A 21,992-nucleotide genomic window follows, 5' to 3' on the forward strand; every position below is an offset into this window, starting at 1 on the left:
TCCATTGTTCAGCGCCGGATGGACCAGCGCGCGGCGGCCAGCGCCTCCGCTGTCCGGGATGCCGGATGGTGGGCCGCGCCGGAACTGTGCCCGGCGCTGTGCCCGGCGCCCTGTCCTGCCAGGATTTGCGCGGCGGCGAGCTCCGCCATGGCCGATGAGGTCTGGAAACCGTAACCGCCCTGACCGGCAAGCCAGTAGAACCCTGGGGCTTCGGCGTCGAAACCGGCTACCGGGACGCCGTCGGCTGCCTCGGTCCGGAGCCCCGTCCACGCGCTCCGTACTCCGCGGATTCCCAACGTGGTCAGCTGGTTGAGCCTCACGATCAGCCGCTCGATATCGCCGGGCCGCGGCCGGGCGTCCTCCGGTCCGCTGGGCACCGTTTCCGACGGCGAGATCAGCACGTGCTCCCCCTCGCGGCGGAAGTAGAACGAGTTGTCCGCTGCCGCCACCATGGGGCTGTGCTCGGGCAAGGGACGTTTGACGTCGACAACTGCCGCAGTGCGCCGGTACGGCTGCAGCCCAAGTTTCTCCACCCCGCTGATCACCGCGATTTCATCAGCCCAGGCGCCCGCCGCGTTGACCAGCACCCCGGCTTCGAAAGCTTCCTGCCCGGCGCCGATCTCCCAGCCCAAGCCCAGCCGCTGGGCGGAATGTACGCGGGCCCCAGTGACGATGTCGGCGCCGGCGGCCTCAGCCCGATGCCGGTGGTCGGCCAGCAGCAGCGGGGCGTTACAGCCGAAGGAACCGGTGTCCAGGCCTGCGGCGGAGAAGGACCCGGCGACCAGCGCAGGGCACAGCTCCATTGCCCGTTCATGCGTGATGGCATTCATGTGGCCGCTGGCCTCGGCGCGGACGGATTCCTCGGTGCCGATGAGCATAAAACTCCGCAGCGTCAGGACAGGTTCCGGCAGTTGCGCGTCCCGGGCCGCCATCAGCTCCAGGGTCCCACTGTGAGCTCCTGGACCACCTCAGGGCCGTAACTCGGGATCAGTTGGCGGGCGGAGCGGGAGGACGTGTGGTACGCCAACTCCTGCTCCGCTTCCACCAGCGCCACGCCGCAACTGCCCGCGAGCGCGGACGCCAGGGACAGGCCGGCGATGCCGCCGCCCACAATCAGAACGTCGTAGTGTGCTGCCATGGCTCCATCCTTGCAGAGTTGCCCTGCGGCCGCGCCGGGCACCCGCCAGGGGTTTAGCCCGGCTGGGTTAACCCGGCTGGGTTAGCCTGCTACCGCCGCACGGCTGGCGACAAAGGCAGCCACGCATGCTTCGACGTCGTCCGCTGAGTGCGACGCTGAAAGCTGCACGCGGATCCGGGCGGCGCCGCGCGGGACCACCGGGAAACTGAACGCGGTGACGAAGACGCCGTGCTGGAGCATCTGGTCCGCCACCTTGGCGGCCATCACGGCATCCCCGAACATCACGGGAACAATCGCGTGTTCGCCGTCCAGGAGTTCGAAGCCCTCCTCCGTCATCCGGCGGCGGAACAGCCGGGCATTCTCGAACAGCCGGGTCCGCAGGTCACCGGAGTTCTCCACCAGGTCAAGCGCCTTGATGGTCGCGGCGACGATCGCGGGGGCCAGGGAGTTGGAGAACAGGTACGGTCGCGCTTTCTGGCGGAGCATGGCCACCACTTCGCTGCGGCCGGACACGTAGCCGCCGGACGCGCCGCCCAGGGCCTTGCCGAACGTTCCGGTGTAGATGTCCACGCGCCGGGACACGCCTGCGTGCTCCGGGGTTCCTGCACCGGTGGCACCCATAAAGCCGACGGCGTGGGAATCGTCCACCATCACCAGGGCGTCGTGCATCTCGGCGAGGTCGCAGATGGCTTCCAGCGGTGCCAGGTAGCCGTCCATGGAGAACACACCGTCGGTGACAATGATCTTGCGCCGGGCATCCTTCGCCTCAACGAGCCTGGCCTCGAGCTCCGCCATGTCCTGGTTCGCGTAGCGGAACCGCTGGGCCTTGCAGAGCCGGATGCCGTCGATGATGGAGGCGTGGTTGAGGGCGTCGGAGATGATGGCGTCCTCAGGGCCGAAGAGGGATTCGAAGACGCCGCCGTTGGCATCAAAGCAGCTGGAGAACAGGATGGTGTCCTCCGTGCCGAGGAACCTGGAAACCCTGGCTTCCAGCTCCAGGTGCAGGTCCTGGGTGCCGCAGATGAAGCGGACGCTGGCCATGCCGAAGCCCCGCGAGTCCATGGCCTGTTTTGCCGCGGCGATGATGTCCGGGTGGTCCGCAAGGCCCAGGTAGTTGTTGGCGCAGAAGTTCAGGACGGTGGCGCCGGGCTGGCCGATCTGCCCTGCCGTGATGTGGCTGGACTGCGGGGAGTTGATGCTGCGTTCGGTTTTGAAGAGTCCGGCGGTGCGGATGTCGTCCAGCTCAGCCTGCAGCTGGTCCTTGATGGAGGTGTACATGGTGCTCCTTAGAGTTCGGTCCAGTCGAGGACAACTTTTCCGCCGACGCCGGCGCGGGCGGTGGCGAAGCCTTTTTCCCATTCTGCGGCGGGCAGCTTGTCCGTCACTACCGCTGAGATGCCGGCGTGCAGCACGGGGTTGGAGGAGAGCATGGCGCTCATGGCGTACCACGTCTCATACATTTCGCGGCCGTAGATGCCCTTCAGCGTCAGCATGTGCGTGACTACTTTGCCCCAGTCGATGGTGATGTCCTGGCTGGGCAGGCCGAGCATGGCAATGCGGCCGCCGTGGTTCATGTTGTTGATCATCTCAGGCAGCGCGGTGGGGTGGCCGGACATTTCCATGCCGATGTCGAAGCCCTCGCGCATGCCGAGTTCACGCTGGGCATCCTTGACGCGCGTGGTGGAGACGTCGATGGTGAGGTCCACGCCGAGCTGGCGTGCAAGCTCGAGCCGTGGCTGGGAGACATCGGTGATGGCGATCTTGCGCGCCCCGGCGTGGCGGGCCACGGCGATGGCCATCAGGCCGATGGGTCCTGCCCCGGTGATGAGCACGTCCTCGCCCACCAGCGGGAAGCTGAGGGCGGTGTGCACGGCGTTGCCGAACGGATCGAAAATCGCGCCGAGTTCCGGTGTGATGGAGGGGTCATGGTGAACCCAGACGTTGGTCTCGGGGATGACCACGTACTCGGCGAAGGCGCCGTCCCTCTGCACACCGACGCTGACGGTGTGGATGCACATGTGGCGGCGGCCTGCGCGGCAGTTCCGGCAGATCCCGCAGACCACGTGGCCTTCGCCGGATACGCGGTCCCCCACTTTGACGTCGCGGACGCCGTCGCCGATTTCCACCACTTCACCGTAGAACTCATGGCCGGCGATGAGGGGTGCCTCGATCATGCTCTGGGCCCAGGCGTCCCAGGACTGGATGTGCAGGTCGGTGCCGCAGATCCCGGTGGTTATGACCCGGATCTTGACGTCGTTGGGGCCGGCCTCGGGCTCGGGCCGGTCAACCAGCTCGAACCCGGCGTGTGCACCGGACTTGTAGAGTGCCTTCATTGGCTTCCTGACTGTTGGCAGCGCCCGCGGCCAGCGGGTGTGGTCTCCCTTCATTAGAGCCATTTCGAAGCATTAGCACAAGCAGAATTCTCTCAATCGACGATGAAGTGTTCTCTAATGCATAGACTGGGCGGATGGAAATTCATCAGCTGGAAATCCTCCGCGAACTCGGAGCCCTGGGCAGCGTGAAGGCGGTGGCGGAGACGCTGATGGTCACGCCCTCCGCGGTGTCCCAGCAACTGGCACTCCTGCAGCGCAATGTTGAGGTTCCGCTGACCCGGAAGGAGGGCCGCAACCTGGTGCTGACCGAGGCCGGGCAGGTGCTCGCCGACGCCGGTGCCGCCGTCGTCAGTGCCATGGCGGACGCCCGGACAGCCATCGGCGCCTATCACGGCTCGCCGGTGGGCACCGTGACCATCAGCGGTTTCCACAGCGCGGGGCAGGCGCTGTTCGCGCCGCTCGCGCGCATGCTGGACGCGCCCGGCCAGCCGCGGATCCAGCTTTCCGACGAGGACGTGGCGCAGCAGGACTTCCCGGCGCTGACGGCGCGGTACGACCTGGTGCTGGCGCACCGGATGGACCACAGCCCGCGCTGGCCGGAGGAGCGTGTTGCGGTGATTCCGCTGGCGCACGAACCGCTGGATGTTGCGTTGCCGGCTGACCATCGCTTGGCCCGCCAGGGCACTCTCACCGCGGCCGACGTCGTGGGCGAACCTTGGGTGACCAGCCACACCGGATACTCCCCCGCCGACGTCCTGTCCGCCGTCGCGGCCGTCTCCAGCAAGGAACTGAACATCGTCCACCGGATCAACGACTACTCCACCGTGGCCGCGCTGGTGGCGGCGGGGGGTGTGGTGGGCCTGCTGCCGCGGCATACGGCGCGGCCCGTGCTCAACCCCGGCATTGTGCTGCGGCCGCTGGAGGGCATCAGCACCCGGCGGCGGATCGACATCCTGGCCCGGCCGGAGAACCTGAAACGCCGCTCTGTGATGATTGTGTGCGAGGCGCTGCAGGCGATCATGACCGGGCTGGTGGAGCAGGGCTAACCCAACTGAGTAGCACTAACTGTCGTTTTCAGGGCTCAGAACGACAGTTGGCGCTACTTACTTGGTGGCAAGCCGCTTGGCGTGGCCGAGGCCCTTGCCCAGCCCGTGGCCGTGCCCCTTGCCCATTCCTTTTCCGATGCCCAGGCCCGGACCGGTGCCGGCGCCCTCCACGATCTGCCGGGCGGTGGCGTTGTCACCGTTCTTCACGCCGGAGACCCTGACGGCCTCACCCGTGGCGATTTCCGCGATGGTGACCTCTGACCGCTTCAGCCGTTTGCCGTCGTCGCCCGTTGCCGGGGAACCGTCCGCGGCCGGGGCAGGGAACTTGATGATCCTGGTCTCTGCGTTGACGGCGTAGGTCTGGGTGAAGCCGTCCTCGCTCTTGACGGTGAGCGAGGTTTCGCTGACGGCCTCCACGGTGCCCTGCTGGGTCAGCACGGTTTCGAACGTCCCGTCCGCCTTCTTCACCACACTTTCACTGTGCAGGTGCTGCGGGCGCTGGGCCTTGGCCGGCTTCTCCTGGCCTTTAGCCTTGTCCGATTTCCCCGGTTCGGAGGCTGACGGCGACGGCGTGTCTGTAGCGGACCAGGCGATGGCGACTCCTGTGCCTGTCAGCGCCAACGCCACCACGCCGGCCAGCAGCGCCTTGCGGATTCTCAAAGATTCTTGGACCGACATGGCCATTCCTCCCACAGCACGGGCAGGGCTCCGGCGCCCTGGATCTTCAGTGTAGAACCGGCAAGCCCCGCTGAACACGGGTACTTTTTCGCGCGGATGCGAGTACTTAAACGCCAAACTGGGTCGCAGTAGATGTCGTTATGAGCGCTCATAACGACATCTACTGCGACCCAGATGGGTTAAATCAGGTGGCTTAGCCCTCGACGCCGAGCTTCGAGAGGATCAGCTCCTTGACGCGGCCGGCGTCGGCCTGGCCTCGGGTGGCCTTCATAACGCCGCCGACGATCGCGCCGATCGCCTGGAGTTTGCCGGCGCGAATCTTGTCCGCGACGTCAGGCTGCGCGGCGAGGGCTGCATCGATGGCTTCCAGGAGGGGGCCGTCGTCGGAAACTACGGCGAGGCCGCGCTTCTCCACGATCTCCGCCGGGGTGCCTTCACCGGCGAGCACGCCGTCCAGTACTTCGGTGGCCATCTTGTTGTTGATCTTGCCGTCCTCGACCATCCGGTTCAGCTCCACGATAGTGGCGGGCTGGACGCCCAGCTGGCCGGGATCGACGTCGGCGTTCTTGGCGCGGCCAACGATCTCGCCCATCCACCACTTACGGGCGACGGTGGCTGTGGCGCCGGCAGCGATGGTTTCCTCGATCTCATCCATAACGCCGGCGTTGACGACGTCGCGGAATTCCAGGTCCGAGTAGCCCCAGTCCGACTGCAGCCGCTTGCGGCGGGCCGCCGGCGGCTCGGGCAGCGTGGCGCGGAGTTCCTCCACCCATTCGCGGGAGGCGACGATCGGAACCAGGTCGGGCTCCGGGAAGTAGCGGTAGTCATCGGCGTCCGACTTGGGCCGGCCCGAGGTGGTGGTGCGCGTGTCCTCGTGCCAGTGGCGGGTTTCCTGGATGATCGGGTTGCCGGCATCCAGAACGGCTGCGTGCCGCTGGATCTCGTAGCGGACGGCGTGTTCGACGGCGCGCAGCGAGTTGACGTTCTTCGTTTCGGAGCGGATGCCGAAGCGTTCGCGGCCGTGCGGGCGCAGCGAAACGTTCGCGTCGCAGCGTACGTTGCCGCGTTCCATCTTCGCGTCCGACACACCTAGGTTCTTGACGATCTCCCGGACCGCGGCCACGTAGGCCTTGGCCAGCTCCGGGGCTCGGGAACCCGCACCCTCGATGGGCTTGGTGACAATCTCCACCAGCGGAACGCCGGAGCGGTTGTAGTCCACCAGCGAGAAGTCGGCACCCTGGATGCGGCCGGCGGCCCCGCCCATGTGCGTCAGCTTGCCGGCGTCCTCTTCCATGTGGGCGCGCTCGATCTCCACACGGAAGATGGTCCCGTCCGAGAGTTCGATGTCCAGGTAGCCGTCGTACGCGATGGGGTCCTCGTACTGTGACGTCTGGAAGTTTTTGGGAGTGTCCGGATAGAAGTACTGCTTCCGGGCGAACGTGCAGGATTCAGCGATCTTGCAGTTCAGGGCAAGGCCGATCTTGATCGAGGACTCGATCGCGACCCTGTTCACTACCGGCAGCACGCCGGGCATGCCCAGGTCCACCTCGTTGACGTTGGTGTTCGGCTCATCGCCGAAGACGTTGGGCGCGGAGGAGAACATCTTGGACTTGGTGTTGAGTTCCACGTGGACCTCAAAACCCAGGACGGGATCGTACTTCTCCATGGCCTCTTCGAAGCTCAGGGTTGCGTCAGTGCTCATTATTTTGCCTCCTTGGCTGCTACAAGGGTCTCGACCAACGCAGGGGCCTTATCCAGGAGCGGGCCGCCCCACTGTGCCTCAAGCAGGGATTCCAGGACCGCGCCTACCCGGTAGAGCCGGGCATCCTCGCGGGCCGGAGCCAGCAGCTGGATGCCGACGGGAAGGCCGTCCTCGTCTGCCAGGCCGCCGGGCAGGGTCAGCCCGGGCACGCCTGCCAGGTTGGCGGGGATGGTGGCGACGTCATTGAGGTACATCGCCAGCGGATCATTCAGTTTCTCCCCAAGCTTGAACGCCGTGGTGGGCGCCGTGGGGGAGATCAGGACGTCGGCCTGCGCGAACGCGGCCTCGAAGTCACGCTGCACCAAGGTGCGGACCTTCTGGGCAGACCCGTAGTACGCGTCGTAGTAGCCGGCGCTCAGCGCGTAGGTACCCAGGATGATGCGGCGCTTGACTTCGTCGCCGAAGCCGGCGGCGCGCGTGGCTCCCATAACGCGTTCGATGGTCATGGGCCCGTCCTTGGGCAGGACGCGCAGGCCGTACCGGACACCGTCGAACTTTGCCAGGTTGGAGGAGGCTTCGGACGGCATGATCAGGTAGTAGGCGCCGAGGGCGTACTGGAAGTTGGGGCAGGACACCTCAACAATTTCCGCGCCGGCCTGCTTCAGCAGTTCCAGGGATTCGTTGAAGCGGTTCTCGACGCCGGCCTGGTAGCCCTCGCCGTGGAGTTCCTTGATGATGCCGATCCGCATGCCTTCGACGTTGCCCACGCGGGCAGCGGCGACGAGGTCTGCCAGGGGGTCGGGCAGGGACGTGGAGTCAAAGGGATCATGCCCGCCGATGACCTGGTGCAGCAGCGCCGAGTCCAGGACGGTGCGGGAAACCGGGCCGATCTGGTCCAGCGAGGAAGCCATCGCGATGGCACCGTAGCGGGAAACGCCGCCGTAGGTGGGCTTGACTCCCACGGTGCCGGTGACGGCGCCGGGCTGGCGGATGGACCCGCCGGTGTCCGTGCCGAGCGCCAGCGGGGCCTCAAAAGCAGCAACGGCCGCGGCCGAACCGCCGCCGGAGCCCCCGGGGATCCGGTCCAGGTCCCATGGGTTGCGGGTGGGGCCGTAGGCGGAGTGCTCGGTGGAGGACCCCATGGCGAATTCGTCCAGGTTGGTCTTGCCCAGGATGGGCATTTTGGCGGCACGGAGGCGCTTGACCACCGTGGCGTCATAGGGGCTGTGCCAGCCCTCGAGGATCTTGGAGCCTGCCGTGGTGGGCTGGCCGATGGTGACGATGAGGTCCTTGACCGCGATCGGCACGCCGGCGAGTACGTGGAGTTCCTCGGCCGCGGCACCGCCGGCGGCGCGGATGGCGTCCACCTCGGCGGCGACGGCGAGCGCTTCCTCCGTGTTGACGTGCAGGAACGCGTTCACGCCGCGTTCGCCGCCGTCGACAGCTGCGATCCGGTCCAGGTACGCCTGCGTGACCTCGACGGAGGTGACCTCGCCCGCGGCCAGCATGCCGGCCAGCTGCGCGGCGGACAGGCGGATGAGTTCGTTGGTGTCAGTCATGGTTATGCCTCATCCAGGATTGCCGGGACCTTGAAGCGGTTCTCATCGGAATCCGGAGCCCCCGAGAGTGCCTGCTCCGCGGTGAAAGTGTGGCCCACAACGTCCTCGCGGAACACGTTGGTCAGCGGGATCGGGTGGGAGGTTGCCGGGACGTCATCACCGGCGGCTTCACTCACGGACTTCACTGAATCAACGATGACGGCGAGTTCGCCGGCCATCCTGTCCAGCTCTTCAGCACTCATCTCGATGTGAGCGAGCTGCGCGAGGTGCGCAACATCGTCACGGTTGATCGCAGCCATGGATCTCCCCTGCAAGTTCGGATTGTTTTCCGAACCAGTCTAGTGGGGAAACGTCAGTGCCCGTCTGACGACCCCCAGCGGGCGTCAGACGGGCACCTCGGTGCCGTGGTCCCGGTCACGGGGACCGGCCACAGGCAGCTACAGACTAACCGATCCCGATGGCTCCCGTCAGCATTCCCGCACCCAACATGACGAGGGAAACCACTGCGGTGCGCCACAGGACCTTTTTGTGGTGGTCGCCGAGGTCCACCTTGGCCAGCGAAACCAGCAGCAGGATGGCCGGAACCAGCGGGCTCTGCAGGTGGAAGGGCTGGCCGGTGATGGAGGCACGCGCCATCTCCGCGGCGCTGATCCCGTAGTGTGCGGCGGTCTCGCTGAGCACGGGCAGGACGCCGAAGTAGAAGGCGTCGTTGCTCATGAAGAACGTCATGGGGATGCTGAGGACGCCGGTGATGACGGCCAGGAACGGTCCCATTTCGGTCGGGATGATCTGGACCAGCCACGCGGACATGGCCTCCACCATTCCGGTGCCGGTCAGGACACCAGTCAGGACTGCGGCCGCCATCACCATGCTCACCACGGCCACGATGGACGAGGAGTGGGCCACGAGCTGCGCGCCCTGTTCCTTGACGTTGGGGAAGTTCACGACCAGCGCGATGGCCGACCCGACCATAAAGACGAACGGCAGCGGGACGAGATCGGCCACGAGCATCACCATCACGGCGACCGTCAGGCCAAGGTTGAACCAGAACAGTTTCGGGCGGAGCGTGGAGCGGTTGGGGTCCAGGGCGGTGTCGGCCAGCCCGCCGTCCTGTTCGTCCACCAGCGTTTCGGTGCGTTCCAGGACAGCCACTGACGAACCTTCCGGAGAGTAGCCGCCGACGGCGGGACTTCCGGTTCCGGGGGTACGTGACCCACTGCGGCCGGTACCGGCGGAGGCAGCGGCGGTGCCGCCGTCGGAAGCGCCGCCGTCGAACTTTTCGGCAGTGAACGGCTCTGCCGTGTCCGGCGTTCCCCAGATTTCCGGTTCAGTGGCGCGGAGGCGGTTGCGTTCCTGCAGGCCCAGGAGCCAGGCGAAGCCGAAGACCACTACCAGGCCGGCGATGAGGGACGGGATCATCGGGACAAAAACGTCGTTGACGTCCAGGTGGAGCGCGGTGGCGGCGCGGGCAGTAGGACCGCCCCACGGCAGGATGTTCATGGTGCCGTTGGCCAGGCCGGCCACGCACGTGAGGACAACAGGGCTCATCTTCAGGCGCAGGTAGACCGGCAGCATGGCGGCGGTGGTGAGGATGAAGGTCGTGGAGCCGTCGCCGTCCAGGGAGACTGCGGCCGCCAGGATCGCGGTGCCGAGCACCACCTTGGCGGGGTCATTGCCGAGCTTGCGGAGGATGAACTTCACCAGCGGGTCGAACAGCCCGACGTCGATCATCAGGCCGAAGTAGATGATGGCGAACATCAGGAGTGCCGCCGTGGACGTCATGGACTTCATTGACTCCAGGACCATGTCCCCAATGCCCAGTCCGGCGCCTGCGAAGAGGCCAAAAACGGTGGGGACGATGATCAGCGCCAGTACTGGCGTCAACTTCTTCGTCATGATCAGCACCATGAATACCGCGATCATTGCGAATCCAAGTAATACCAGCACGGCCGGCTCCTTCTTGTGAACAACGCCACCGCAGTGTGACGCGTGCTACAGACATTAGGGTGGCGGGCGTCACGGCCGTGCCTTTGGCTCAATTGATTGGCATACTGCTTATTCCGAGCATTTTGCGCATTGTGCTCACACCCGGGCCCGAGGAAGGGAGGACCATGCCACGTTCTGCACGCACACCGCCTTTGCGGTTCTCCACGCAGACCCTCCTCCTTCAGCTGGGCGTGGTCCTGCTGGTGGTGCTGCTCAGCGCCGCCGTCCACGCCTGGCTGACCTACGACCGGGTGGGCCGCGAGGCGGAAAACCAGGCCCTGACGCTGGCCCGCGCCGTCGCCGCGGATCCCTCCGTGCAGGCTGACGTGCTGGCCATCAGCGCGGGCGCGGGCACTCCCCCGCCTGCCGTGCTCCGCGGCGGCCCGCTGATGGCAGCCGCCGAGGCGATCCGGACCCGGACCGGGGCACTGTTTGTGGTGATCACCGACGAAACCGGCCTGCGCCTGGCGCACCCGGATCCGGACCGGCTGGGCGAGAAAGTCAGCACCGACCCGTCCGAGGCCCTCGCCGGCCAGGAGGTCACCACCAGGAACACCGGGACACTGGGCCCGTCTGCCGGCGCCAAGGTTCCTGTTTACGCACCCGGCACTGGCACGGGCACCGTCGTGGGCGAGGTCAGCGTTGGGTACTCCATGGAGAGCGTGGGCCAAAGCGTTGCGCGCGACATCGGCCCGGTGGGGCTGACCGCCGCAGGTGCGCTGTTGGCTGGCGTGCTGGCCTCGTTCCTGCTGCGGCGCCGGCTCCAGCGTCTAACGCTGGGGCTGGAGCCCGAGGAAATCAGCACGCTGGTCCACGACCAGGTGGCTGTGCTGCAGGGCGTGGACGACGGCGTCATCGGCGTTTCGGCCGACGGCAGGATCAGCGTGTTCAACGCAGCCGCGCAGCGCCTTTTGGAGCAGCCGGACCTTTCCGGGACGCCGTGGGCCAAAGCTCCTGTGCCCGAGCAGCTCAGGGCGTTGACCCGGCCGGACGCTGCGGAGGCGGACGCCATCGAACTGGTAGCCGGCGGCAGTGTCCTGGTGGCCAGCGCGCGCAAGGCCCTGCATCGAAGCGAGGACCTGGGCTGGGTGGTGATGCTCCGGGACCGCACCGAACTCCAGCAGCTCACCCGGCAACTCGACGCCGTGGGCACCATGTCCACGGCCCTGCGCGCCCAGCGCCACGAATTCGCCAACCAGCTGCACACCATCACCGGCCTCATGAGCATCGGGCAACACCAACAGGCCCGCGAGTACCTGGCCGGGCTGGCCGCCACGGGGCCGCTGAAGTTCCCGGTGGACCAGGCGGAACTGTTGCAGGACCCCTACCTGCAGGCCTTTGTGGGTGCCAAAGGTGTGGAGGCCGACGAGCGCGACGTGACGCTGCGGATCGGCCCCGAAACCCTGGTCCGCGGCCAGGTCACCGAGCCGCAGGACGTGACCACCGTACTGGGCAACCTGATCGACAACGCGGTGAACGCCGCCGTCGCCGGCTCCTCCCCGGACCGCTGGGTGGAGCTGGAGGTGCTGGATGAACCGCACGACGACGGCGGGACGCTGCACATCGTCGTCGCCGATTCCGGCGACGGGCTGGCCGCCGGGACGGACGCGGAAGCGGTCTTCGCCGAGGGATTTACGACGGCGGCTGGCCCAGTAGTGCCGGCTCCGGCGGCTGCCGGTGGAAGGAGTGGCGGGCGGAGTGGCGGGCAGGGGCTGGGCCTGGCCCTGGCCCGGAAGCTGGCCCGGCGCCGCGGCGGGGACGTCCGCCTGCTGGAGCCGGGGACACCGGGCGGACCCGGTGCCGTGTTTATGGCTTCCCTGCCACGCACAACGGCCGGGACCACCGCCGGGACACCTGCGGGGACCCAGGATTCAGCTGGAAAGGACAATGATGCCTGAGGATTTCAGGGTGCTGATTGTGGACGACGATTTCCACGTGGCCAAGCTGCACGCAACGTATGTGGATTCGGTGGCGGGATTCCTGGCGCTGGCGCCGGTGGGGTCGGCGTCCCTGGCGCTGCAGGCGATCCACAGCCTCCGCCCGGACCTGGTGCTGCTGGATGTCTACCTGCCGGATGCCTCAGGCCTCGACCTGCTGCAGCAGCTGGACGTGGACACCATGATCCTCAGTGCCGCATCGGACGCCGAGTCGCTGCGGAAAGCGTTCCGCCGCGGCGCCCTCGGGTACCTGTTGAAGCCCTTTACGGCCGAGTCGCTCTCGCAGCAGCTACGTTCGTATGCCCGGTACCGCAGGCTGCTGGGCCAGCCCGGGGCCCTGGACCAGGGGTCCGTGGAGCGGGCCAAACGGGCGCTGATCCCGGGGGACGTGACGCCGGCGGCCAAACCCCGCTCCGCCACCGAGGCCGCGGTGTTGGAATCGCTGGTTGCCGGCGAACAGTATTCGGCGGTGGAAGTGGCCACCCGCGTGGGGGTTTCCCGGGCCACGGCGCAAAGGTACCTGTCCTCGCTGGCCGACGACGGCGCCGTCGACATCCAACTGCGCTACGGAACCACCGGACGCCCGGAACACCGCTACAGCCTCCCGCCGGCCTGAGGCCCCACCCCTTGAGCGCGAACGGACACTCGGGGCCCGGAATCCAGGGCCCCAAGTGTCCGTTCGCGCGCGGGGGTGCGGGCGGATGCGCTAGCTGGCGCTCTTCTGGGCCACGAGCTCGATTTCGACGAGCATCTTCGGGTCAAGGAACGGCAGGACGTGCACGAGGGCCAGCGTGGGGCGGATCTCGCCGAAGACTTCGCCGTGGGCGCGGCCAGCTTCTTCCCATTTGCTGATGTCCGTCAGGTACAGCTTGGACTGGACCACGTCTTCGAAGCTGAAGCCGGCATCGGCCAGGACCGCGCCGAGCTTCTGCAGGATGTATTGGGTCTGCGTGTAGAAGTCCTCGCCCACAATGCCGTCCTCGCCGCTGGCGGCCGTGGCGGAAATATAGAGCGTGTTGTCCACCTGGACGGCACGGGAGTAGCCGAGGGTCTGCTCCCAGACGGAGCCGGTGCCGAATATTTTGCGCATGGTGGGCCTTTCAGTGCCGAAAACGAGTCGGCACCACTTTAGGTTGGCTGGACGTCAAGCCGGTAAACCAGCAGCTTTATGTCGGTGCCCGGAATCAGCCAGTCACGCTCGGGGACTCGTTTGAAGCCTGTCTTCCGGTAGAGGCCATGGGCGCTCTCCCAGGTCCCGCCGGTGGTGAGGGCCACGCCCGTGATGCCCTCCAGCGATTTCGCATGCTCAATGATGGCTTCCACCATGGCCTTGCCTGCGCCGCTGCGCTGCACCGCCGGATCCACCACCAGCATCCGGAACTCCAGCTCATCCGGCAGGGCGATGTCGGCGAACGGTTCACCTGCCAGTGCCAGCGTCACGGAACCCACCACCTGCCGGTCCCGCTCGGCAACCCAGATCGTGGCCTTCGCCGCACGTGCGGCAACATCCTGGATCTGCTGCATATAGGGATGGTCCGCGCTGTCGAAATACCCTGCTGCCAGGTACGAGTCCACGGTGATCGTGGCGATGGCCTGGAAGTCTGCCTCAACGGCCGGTCGGATGGTTATTTGCGATTGCACCTGACAATGTTAGTGGGGCAGCACCGTCACAGCGGAAACTTGCCGGACAGGGCCAAGGTCCCGGCGCAGGTCCAGGCGGCCAGCCTGTCCTCGTCGGCGGGTCCGCCGTCCAGCGGACTGGCCAGCCGGGGACGCCGGACCCAGCAACCGGCTTCCTCGGCAATCAACGCACCGGCGGAGAAGTCATGTTCGTTGAGCCCGCGTTCGCCGTAGGCGTCGTGGGTCCCGTCAGCCACCATGCAGAGATCCAGCGCTGCAGAGCCCAGCCGCCGGACGTCGGCAAATCCATCCATCAGGCTGCCCAGCAGCGCAGCCTGCTCGGCGCGGATGGCGGGGTCGTAACTGAAGCCGGTGGCGAGGATCTGCCCGGCGCGGTCCGGCGCCGGGCCCTGGAGCTGGGTCACCCGGCCGCCTTCTTCCAGCCACGCACCCTGGCCGCGGGCAGCGTAGTAGACGCGGCCCAGCGCCGGGGCGTTGACGACGCCGGCCAGCCAGACGCCGTCGGCATCCGCCACTGCCACGGAGGTGGCGTAGTAGACGATGTTCCGGATGAAGTTGGTGGTACCGTCCAGCGGGTCGATGGACCAGCGGTAGCCGGTGGGGGCAGCGGGCCGGGTGGTCCCATGCTCCTCCCCCGTGATGGTGTCCTGTGGACGGGCGGCCGTGATGGCATCCCGGACGGCATTCTCCGCGGCGACATCAAAGGCCGTAACCCAGTCGCCGGCGTCGCCCTTGTTGCTGACGTCAAGCGTCTCGCCATTGCGGGAAGCCAGCACGGCGGCGCCGGCGGCGGCTGCTTGCCGGGCCACCGCAAGCAGTTCGGTGTTGAGATCCGGATGGCTCATTCGGCTGCCTCTTCTGATTCTGTGGGCGTTGGTATGGGCGTGGCTTCGGCAGCGGGGGCCGGGCCGTTCGCAAGGAGCTCCCGGAAGCCGTCCTCGTCCAGGACCGGAATTCCGAGCTGTTCGGCTTTGTCCAGTTTGGTGCCTGCGCTTTCGCCGGCGACGACGTAGCTGGTGTTTTTGGAGACCGAACCGGCCGCTTTGCCGCCCCTGATGAGGATGGCTTCCTTGGCCTCGTCCCGGCTGAAGTTCGGCAGGGAGCCGGTAACCACAATGGTCAGACCTTCCAGCGTGCGCGGCGTGGATTCGTCGCGCTCATCCGCCATGCGGACCCCGGCCGCGGCCCAGCGGTCAACGATTTCCACGTGCCAGTCCTCGGCGAACCATTCCTTCAGCGCGGCCGCGATGGTGGGCCCCACGCCGTCCACATGGGCCAGGTCCTCCTCGGAGGCGTTCCGGATGCCGTCCATGGTGCCGAACGCGGTGGCCAGGGCGCGTGAGGCGCGGGGGCCAACGTGCCGGATGGACAGGGCAACGAGCACCCGCCACAGCGGCTGCGTCTTGGCTTTGGTCAGTTCGTCGAACAGCTTGTTCGTGGTTGCCGTGGGCTTGGATGGCGTCTTGGCCGTTGCCTTTGTCCAGAAGTACGGGACCAGGTCCCACGTACCCGTGCCCACGCCCTTGTCGCGCTTCTCCCGCCAGACCAACACGCCTGCCAGTTTGTTCCGCAGCTCGTCCAGTCCGGAATCCGCAGCCAGTTCAAACAGTGCGGACTCACTGGTCAGGATGCCGTCGCCGGCCGGTTCCACCCTTCCGCCGTTGGTGGCTGGATCCGCACCCGGTCCGGAGGTCAGCGCGATGGCTGCCTCCCAGCCCAGGGCCTCGATATCGAAGCCGCCGCGCCCGGCCAGATGGAAGACGCGCTCCCGAAGCTGCGCCGGGCAGGAGCGGGCGTTGGGGCAGCGGATGTCCACGTCCCCTTCCTTGGCCGGTGCCAGCGGTGTGCCGCAGGCAGGGCATTCGGTGGGCATCACGAAGTCCCGCACCGGCGGTTTCTGCTGGCCGCGCAGGGCGAGCACCGGCCCCACAATTTCCGGAATGACGTCCCCGGCCTTCCGCAGGACAACGATGTCGCCGATCTTCACACCCTTGGCCTTGACCACATCCTGGTTGTGGAGCGTGGCCATCTCCACGGTGGACCCGGCCACCTTGACGGGCGTCATGATGCCGTACGGGGTGACGCGTCCGGTGCGTCCGACGTTGACTGCAATGTCCAGCAGTTTGGTGTGGACTTCCTCCGGCGGGTATTTATAGGCCACGGCCCACCGCGGCACCCGGGTGGTGTAGCCCAAGGCACGCTGGGTGGCGAGATCGTCAACCTTGACCACAATGCCGTCGATTTCATGCATAAGGTTGTGCCGTTGTTCGCCATAGCGCTTGATGAAGGCAAGGATCTCCGGCAGGCCCCCGAGAACCTCGAAGTACGGACTGACGGGAAGGCCCCATTGTTCCAGCACGGCGTAGGTCTGGGACTGGCTCAGGGTTTCCAGCCCTTCGCGCGCACCAATGCCATGGACAAACATCCGCAACGGACGCTTGGCGGTTTCCGCCGGATCCTTTTGCCTGATCGAACCGGCGGCGGCATTCCTGGGGTTGGCCAGCGGCGCCTTGCCGGCTTCGATCAGTGCCTCATTGAATTCCGCAAAAGCCTTGGAAGGGATAAAGACCTCGCCCCGGATTTCCACCTCCGGGGGAAAGCCGGTGCCCGTCAGTTCCGTCGGGATTTCCTTGATCGTCAGGACGTTGTGGGTGATGTCTTCACCCGTGGTTCCGTCACCCCTGGTGGCCGCCCGGACCAGTTTCCCGTCGCGGTACAACAGGTTGACTGCGAGGCCGTCAATCTTCAGTTCCGTGAGCCACGCGAGCTGAGCCGTGTCCCCCAGCTTGCTGACGCCGGCCTCGGCTTTGGTGATCCAGGCCTCCAGCTCCTCCAGGGAAAAGACGTCCTCGAGGCTATACATCCGCTGCAGATGTTCGACGGCGGCGAACGCGGCTGAGACTTCCCCGCCAACCTCCTGCGTAGGCGAATCATTGGCTACCAGCTCCGGATGCAGGGCCTCGATCTCCTCCAGGCGCCGGAACAGTTCGTCGAATTCAGCGTCGGAGACCAGGGGTTCGTCCTCCTGGTAATACGCAAACCGGTACTTCCTGACCAGGTCCGTCAGGTTCTCATATTCTTCGCGCACTGACCCGGCGGGGACGGCGTCCGGCTCGGTTAGTTCCTCAGTGCTGTTTGCTGTTTCCTCTGCGGGGACCGGTGCTGTGCTCACAGACCTATCTTGCCTTACCGCCCCGACATTGCGCCCAAACGCCCGGTGGGCATGGAACGCCCCCATGTAGGTAGCAGTAACTGTCGTTATGAGCGCTCATAACGACAGTTACTGCTACCTAGTTGGGAAGGGCGGGGCTGGCAGGGTCAGTGTGAGGCGAGGCGGTTCCGGCTCCACCAGGCGAAGGCGAGGCCGGCGACTCCCACCAGCAGCACGCCCGCCATGATGGCCAGCAGGCCGGGGCCGCCGAAGAGGCCGGAGCCGTCGTTCCGGGAAACGGCGGCAGCCTGTGTGGGCTTGGCCGACTTGGTGACTGGCTTGTTCCAGTTCGATTCCGTGGACGGGGGTACGGACGACGGCGGGCTGGGGATGGTGGTGCTGGGCGCGGCCGACGGCGATTCCTCAGTCGGCGAAACGCTCGGTTCCGGGGCGAGGGTGGCAACCGGTACCGGTGCTGGCGCCACGGGCGGCGGCGGGGGCTCGATCACGGGGGCCGCCGACGTCTGCGTCGGGGATGGAGTTGAGGTGTCCGTCGGCCCGGGCTTCTGATTGCCCGGCTCACAATTAATGATGCACAAACCCGGTGCCGGTTCGCCGTCGTCGGCCTGCGCCGGGGCCGCCGCAGAAAGGCCAACCAGGAGCGCCAGCACCGCAGCCACCGCAGCAGCTGAAACGTCGCGGAGCACGGATGAGGATCGGATCATGGTTACCTTTTCGACAGCGCGCGGCACCCCTTCCGCGGCGAAACAGTGTTTCCGGTAGTCTCCTACAACGCGCCACGGGCCTGCAAATCCGTTGGATTTACGGCCCGGTGGAAGGCAACGGCTCAGCCCCTGTTTTCCGGCGGCAGGGCAATCTGCAGTTTCCGTGCCTTGCCGCGTCCCACGATGTAGCCGCGGCCAGGTATGAACTCCGGACTGACCCGGCCCAGCGACGTGTTGAGCAGGCTGTCCCCTTCGATGTCCCCCGGGTTGATGAGCAGGCCCCGGCGTCCGGATTTGAAGGGCTGGGCCAGGGACCAGGCGGAGGACCAGGTTGACGTTTCCGATTCCCCGATGACCCACTGGTCGGCCTTGATGGAGGCCGACACGAGCTGCGAAACGCCCGATTCCGCAACGGTATCCGTGAACTCGGTCAGGCCTTCGATGAAGATCTTCAGTTTCCCGGGGTTCCCGGAGGAGTGTTCGGTGAGGTCCTCGATGATCTCAGCCAGGTCATCGGCACACCCACCACCGAACGGTTCCAGAGCGGCAGCGACGCTACTGCGGAGCGGCGCGAGCCGATGTACACCAACTCCGTGTCCGGATTGGATCGGCGCAGCGCGTACGCCAGGGTCACCAGCGCCACCGTCCCGCCGGTCCGCCACGGGATCGAGTCGATGAGACCGCCGATCGTCCGGGCGGCCGCTGCGGCCGCAGGCGGTGTGGCAGGTGGACCTGCGGGTTCGTGGGCGGGGTGTGCAGGAGCCAGGCTGGCCGCTGCCTCCGGCTGTCCTGGAGCGTTCGCCTGTGCCGCATCGACCGGTGCCGGAGACGCGCCAACAGGTGCCGCGGGGACGGCGTGATCTTCCTCTGGTTCGTCCCGGACGGCTGCGTCCTCGATGCTGCGGACAACAGTCCGTTCCCAGAGGTGGTCGTAGCTGCCGGTCATTTCGTGGGCCGGGACCTGATCAGGATATGTGGGTTCCGGGGCGGGCTCCATGTCCGGCTCGGCTTCCGGGGCTTCGGCAGCAAAATTGGAGTCGTCGTCCAGGAGCCCCATCACCGTTTCTGCCTAGACCTCCCGGTCATGCTCCGGCGCTGGTTCAGACGCAGGTTCAGGTGCAAGTTCAGGTTCCGGCTCAGCTTCCGCCTCAGGTGCAGTTTCCGGCGCGGGTTCAGAGTCAGGCTCCGCTACCGTTTCAGTGACCGGTTCGTCGTCCGCTACGAGGACGACGCCGCCGACAGCGGTGGGTGCCTCGACCTCAGCGGGTGTGGCCAGCCGGAGCCGCCACCTCGTCCGCCGGAGTTCCGGTGAGCGACACTGTCAGCGACTCCAGCAGGACCACGCCATCGCTGAGCGGCAACGCGGGCCCGGGCTGGCCGTTTCCGGCCACAGTGAGGCGGTACCACTCGGGTGTGTCCAGGCGGCGCTCCGTCCAGGTGGTGACGTCCCTCCCGTTCAGGTCCACCGGGCCGCCGGGCAGCTGCACGGTCAGGTCCAGGTCGCCGCGGAGGAAGATCCGGAGCGCGTCACCGGAATCCACTATCCCGAACGACGGTATCTGCGCCAGGGAAACGCCGAAACTGCTGGTGACGGCGTGGAGCACTTCGTGGCTTCCGGGGCGTGCGCCAGCAGTTCCCACAGGGACTGGACCAGGGCAGGCGGGGGTCCCGGGACCCAGGAGGACCACAGTGTTGGCCCGGACAACACCGAGCCAAGTGCCCGCGGCGTATGTTGCGGTGGCCATGTCAGTGTTCCCCTCTTCCGTCGTCCCGGCCGGCCGGCCGGCTGGCGTCAACAATCCGCCCCCGGGGCAGGGTGACCTCTTCCGCGGCATCAGCGGAGGGGCGGGGCGCCGTGGTGGCGATGCCGCCGTCGTTCATCACGTTCCTGGCGTCCACCACAATGACGGTGACGTTATCCCTTCCGCCGTTGCGGAGCGCGGCCTGGATCAGGGCATCCACCGCGTCCTGCGGATGGCCCACGGTGCTAAGGATCCGGAACATGTGCTCATCCGTCAGCTCTGCGTTGAGCCCGTCCGAGCAGACCATGATCCGGTCGCCTTCCTCCACGGGCAGGAGCCAGTAATCAGCCTCGGTCTCGTCCCCCGTGCCCAGCGCCCTCGTGACAACGTGGCGGCGGGGATGGACGGTGGCCTGCTCAGGCGTGATTTCACCGGCATCCACGAGTTCCTGGACCTCCGAATGGTCCACGCTGACCTGCTCGAAGTGCCCCTGGCTCAGCCGGTACGTGCGGGAATCCCCGATGTTCATGACCAGCCAGTACGGCATGCCCATCTGTTCCACCACAACGGCTCCGGTGAGCGTGGTCCCGGCGCGGGCACCTGTCACCTCCCGGATGGAACTGTCGGCGCGGAGCAGATATTGCTGGAGCACTGCCGCCGTGATGCTGCGCTCCCCGGTAGCGAGCTGCGGCATGGCAGCCAGGGCGCGCACACACATGCCGCTGGCAATCTCGCCGGCTTCGTGTCCGCCCATGCCGTCTGCCACGGCGAAGACGGGGTCGGAGGCGATGAAGGAATCCTCGTTCAATTCCCGGCGCAGCCCGCGGTCCGTTCCGTAGCCGTAACTCAGGCTGAGGCCGGTTCCGTGGTCTGCGTCAGCTGGGTCACTGGCGGGCTGTGAGTTCATGCTTGTCCTAGGTGGAAGGAACGGTCACCAAAGTGGACAGTGGATCCCGGGCTGACAAAAGCGGGCACGCCCGGCTGCAGTGGGGTGCGCCGTCCGTCCGGTGTTGTGACGGCGCTGCCGTTGGTGGAGTTCCGGTCCGTCACCCAAATGCCGGCACCGTCGGTCAGCAGGTGGAGGTGCGTCTTGGAGATCGAGCGGCCGGGATCACTGACCGCCAGGAGCTGGGCCTGCTGCTCCCCCGCCTGGCCAAGGGGGTTCCTGCCCAACAGGACGTTGCGGTCGAGACGGAAGTCCCGGCCGTCGTCGAGCTTTAACCGCAGCACGGCGACGGGCGCCGCATTCGTTGCGCCGCCGCGCATCTGCGTGCGGTCGAGGTCGTCATCGGGATGGAACTGGGCGCCCGGCGCGGGAACGGCAGGGGCCGCGTACGGGACATGCGGCTGGAAAGGAGTGGACGACGGCGGCGCGTCCGGCTGGGGTGCGAACGACGGCGGCGCGGCTGACGGTTGAGCCGTGTACGGCTGCGGGGCGTACGGCTGCACGGGTTGTTGGACCGGCGGCTGTTGGGCGGACACAACCTGGGGCGGCTTTGCGGCCCCGGCCACAGGCGACGCGACCTGCTGGACAGGCGGGAGGTCCAGGGGCGCGAAACTGTACGGGCTCTGGATGCCGCCGGACGTGATGGGGTTCCGGCCGTCCTTGACGTCGAACACCAGCGTTTTGGCCACGGTGTCATGCCAGCCGCGGAGCCCGCCGTTGCGGTCCCAGGTGTTGGAAACCACCACCAGCACGGCCCACACCGCGCCGACCAAAAGCAGCGGTCCGAGGATGAAGACAGCCACATCGAACCATTTGAAAATGACGATGGCCACGGCGGCCAGGAGCGCCAGGATGATGCCCGCGCCGGTGACGAGGCCGCGCAGGAACACTCCCCCGGCGCCGGGGGCGTAACCATCCTTGTCAGCGCTGCGGATGCCCATGACGTGGTTGCCGAGGGTCTTCCCGGACCGGCCTTCCATGCCCACCAGGACCGCCAGGTAGACCAGCGTCAGTCCCAGGCCGATGCTGCCGAACAGCACCAGCGAACCGGTGTCATAGATGATGAAGCCGCCGCTTTGGGTGCGGGTGATTCCCGCGAATCCGATGGCGAAAGTCACCACCAGGACCGCGATGGGGGCCAGCCAGTCGAGCACTGCTGCGCCGAGCCCTTTCCCCGCCGTGGCCGGAACAAGCTCAAGATTGGCTGCCATTCCCGTTCCTCCCCCTGGAGCCGTTTGTACTACCGGGATAGTACCGGGATTCTGGCTGGCGTGCGCCGCCGCACGCTCCTTCATGGCCCGCTGTGCATGGTCCACGTTGCGTCCGCTGCGTGCCGCCCTGTTGGGCAGCGGAGCACCGCACGCCGGACAGAACGTGGCGCCGCCCCGGATCAGTTGCTGGCACTGCT

The 21,992-nt window shown here is 66.8% G+C and carries 18 protein-coding genes and 2 pseudogenes; 3 read left to right on the forward strand and 17 right to left on the reverse strand.

Going from position 1 to position 21,992, the window contains the following annotated elements; translation table 11 throughout:
* Nucleotides 1-8: 8 nt before the first annotated feature.
* From ACX80M_RS05125 to tdh, 3 genes and pseudogenes are all read right to left on the reverse strand, one after another.
* Nucleotides 9-1,138: pseudogene (locus ACX80M_RS05125) on the reverse strand (NAD(P)/FAD-dependent oxidoreductase).
* Nucleotides 1,139-1,219: 81 nt separating this feature from the next.
* Entirely contained in the window at nt 1,220-2,416 is a 1,197-nt protein-coding gene (locus ACX80M_RS05130) for a glycine C-acetyltransferase (protein WP_252613691.1), read from the reverse strand.
* 8 nt (nt 2,417-2,424) lie between these two features.
* Nucleotides 2,425-3,471: an L-threonine 3-dehydrogenase gene (gene tdh / locus ACX80M_RS05135; RefSeq protein ID WP_252599964.1), complete on the reverse strand. Its 1,047-nt coding sequence runs from the start codon at nt 3,469-3,471 to the stop codon at nt 2,425-2,427.
* Nucleotides 3,472-3,605: 134 nt separating this feature from the next.
* Here tdh and ACX80M_RS05140 point away from each other — a divergent pair, with 134 nt between their 5' ends.
* Entirely contained in the window at nt 3,606-4,517 is a 912-nt protein-coding gene (locus tag ACX80M_RS05140; RefSeq protein WP_058929561.1) for a LysR family transcriptional regulator, read from the forward strand.
* Nucleotides 4,518-4,574: 57 nt separating this feature from the next.
* Here ACX80M_RS05140 and ACX80M_RS05145 read toward each other — a convergent pair whose 3' ends face one another.
* The 5 genes from ACX80M_RS05145 to ACX80M_RS05165 all read right to left on the reverse strand — a co-directional run bounded on the left by ACX80M_RS05145 (nt 4,575) and on the right by ACX80M_RS05165 (nt 10,403).
* Entirely contained in the window at nt 4,575-5,195 is a 621-nt protein-coding gene (locus ACX80M_RS05145; RefSeq protein WP_252599962.1) for a hypothetical protein, read from the reverse strand.
* Nucleotides 5,196-5,388: 193 nt separating this feature from the next.
* The gene (gatB, locus tag ACX80M_RS05150) at nt 5,389-6,897 is read right to left on the reverse strand and encodes an Asp-tRNA(Asn)/Glu-tRNA(Gln) amidotransferase subunit GatB (RefSeq protein ID WP_252599961.1); all 1,509 of its coding nucleotides are present in this window, start codon (nt 6,895-6,897) and stop codon (nt 5,389-5,391) included.
* Entirely contained in the window at nt 6,897-8,456 is a 1,560-nt protein-coding gene (gene gatA / locus ACX80M_RS05155) for an Asp-tRNA(Asn)/Glu-tRNA(Gln) amidotransferase subunit GatA (protein ID WP_252599960.1), read from the reverse strand. The genes gatB and gatA overlap by 1 nt, the downstream gene beginning before the upstream one ends.
* A gap of 2 nt (nt 8,457-8,458) precedes the next feature.
* Complete coding sequence (gene gatC / locus ACX80M_RS05160) at nt 8,459-8,755, reverse strand: Asp-tRNA(Asn)/Glu-tRNA(Gln) amidotransferase subunit GatC (RefSeq protein WP_056348187.1); 297 nt, start codon at nt 8,753-8,755, stop codon at nt 8,459-8,461.
* Nucleotides 8,756-8,900: 145 nt separating this feature from the next.
* Nucleotides 8,901-10,403 (reverse strand): CitMHS family transporter, encoded by a 1,503-nt coding sequence (locus tag ACX80M_RS05165; RefSeq protein WP_252599959.1) that lies wholly within the window; start codon nt 10,401-10,403, stop codon nt 8,901-8,903.
* A 164-nt stretch (nt 10,404-10,567) separates the two neighbouring features.
* On the opposite strand from ACX80M_RS05165, the gene ACX80M_RS05170 reads away from it, so the two are divergent.
* Together ACX80M_RS05170 and ACX80M_RS05175 are read left to right on the forward strand one after the other, a co-directional pair.
* Nucleotides 10,568-12,340, forward strand: coding sequence for a sensor histidine kinase (locus tag ACX80M_RS05170; RefSeq protein WP_252599958.1), 1,773 nt, complete (start codon nt 10,568-10,570; stop codon nt 12,338-12,340).
* Entirely contained in the window at nt 12,333-12,995 is a 663-nt protein-coding gene (locus ACX80M_RS05175) for a response regulator (protein ID WP_141139938.1), read from the forward strand. The genes ACX80M_RS05170 and ACX80M_RS05175 overlap by 8 nt, the downstream gene beginning before the upstream one ends.
* Nucleotides 12,996-13,085: 90 nt before the next feature.
* Here ACX80M_RS05175 and ACX80M_RS05180 read toward each other — a convergent pair whose 3' ends face one another.
* The 9 genes and pseudogenes from ACX80M_RS05180 to ACX80M_RS05220 all read right to left on the reverse strand — a co-directional run bounded on the left by ACX80M_RS05180 (nt 13,086) and on the right by ACX80M_RS05220 (nt 21,795).
* Nucleotides 13,086-13,469, reverse strand: a complete 384-nt coding sequence (locus ACX80M_RS05180; protein ID WP_252599957.1) for a RidA family protein — start codon at nt 13,467-13,469, stop codon at nt 13,086-13,088.
* A gap of 38 nt (nt 13,470-13,507) precedes the next feature.
* Complete coding sequence (locus ACX80M_RS05185) at nt 13,508-14,020, reverse strand: GNAT family N-acetyltransferase (RefSeq protein WP_252599956.1); 513 nt, start codon at nt 14,018-14,020, stop codon at nt 13,508-13,510.
* 26 nt (nt 14,021-14,046) lie between these two features.
* Nucleotides 14,047-14,865: an inositol monophosphatase family protein gene (locus tag ACX80M_RS05190; RefSeq protein ID WP_252607851.1), complete on the reverse strand. Its 819-nt coding sequence runs from the start codon at nt 14,863-14,865 to the stop codon at nt 14,047-14,049.
* The gene (ligA, locus tag ACX80M_RS05195) at nt 14,862-17,192 is read right to left on the reverse strand and encodes an NAD-dependent DNA ligase LigA (RefSeq protein WP_459309156.1); all 2,331 of its coding nucleotides are present in this window, start codon (nt 17,190-17,192) and stop codon (nt 14,862-14,864) included. Before ligA ends, ACX80M_RS05190 begins: the two co-directional genes overlap by 4 nt.
* A 146-nt stretch (nt 17,193-17,338) precedes the next feature.
* Nucleotides 17,339-17,896 carry a hypothetical protein gene (locus tag ACX80M_RS05200; protein WP_459309158.1) on the reverse strand — a complete coding sequence of 186 codons (558 nt, stop codon included), beginning with the start codon at nt 17,894-17,896 and terminating at the stop codon, nt 17,339-17,341.
* Nucleotides 17,897-18,018: 122 nt separating this feature from the next.
* Nucleotides 18,019-18,635 (reverse strand): annotated as a pseudogene (locus ACX80M_RS05205) (FtsK/SpoIIIE domain-containing protein); the annotation flags it as partial.
* Nucleotides 18,636-19,155: 520 nt separating this feature from the next.
* Nucleotides 19,156-19,641 (reverse strand): hypothetical protein, encoded by a 486-nt coding sequence (locus ACX80M_RS05210; protein WP_252599953.1) that lies wholly within the window; start codon nt 19,639-19,641, stop codon nt 19,156-19,158.
* Between the two features lies 1 nt (nt 19,642).
* Nucleotides 19,643-20,545 (reverse strand): PP2C family protein-serine/threonine phosphatase, encoded by a 903-nt coding sequence (locus tag ACX80M_RS05215; protein ID WP_252599952.1) that lies wholly within the window; start codon nt 20,543-20,545, stop codon nt 19,643-19,645.
* Nucleotides 20,542-21,795, reverse strand: coding sequence for an RDD family protein (locus tag ACX80M_RS05220; protein WP_459309161.1), 1,254 nt, complete (start codon nt 21,793-21,795; stop codon nt 20,542-20,544). The genes ACX80M_RS05215 and ACX80M_RS05220 overlap by 4 nt, the downstream gene beginning before the upstream one ends.
* Nucleotides 21,796-21,992: the final 197 nt, after the last annotated feature.

Source organism: Pseudarthrobacter sp. MDT1-22 (assembly GCF_054511035.1).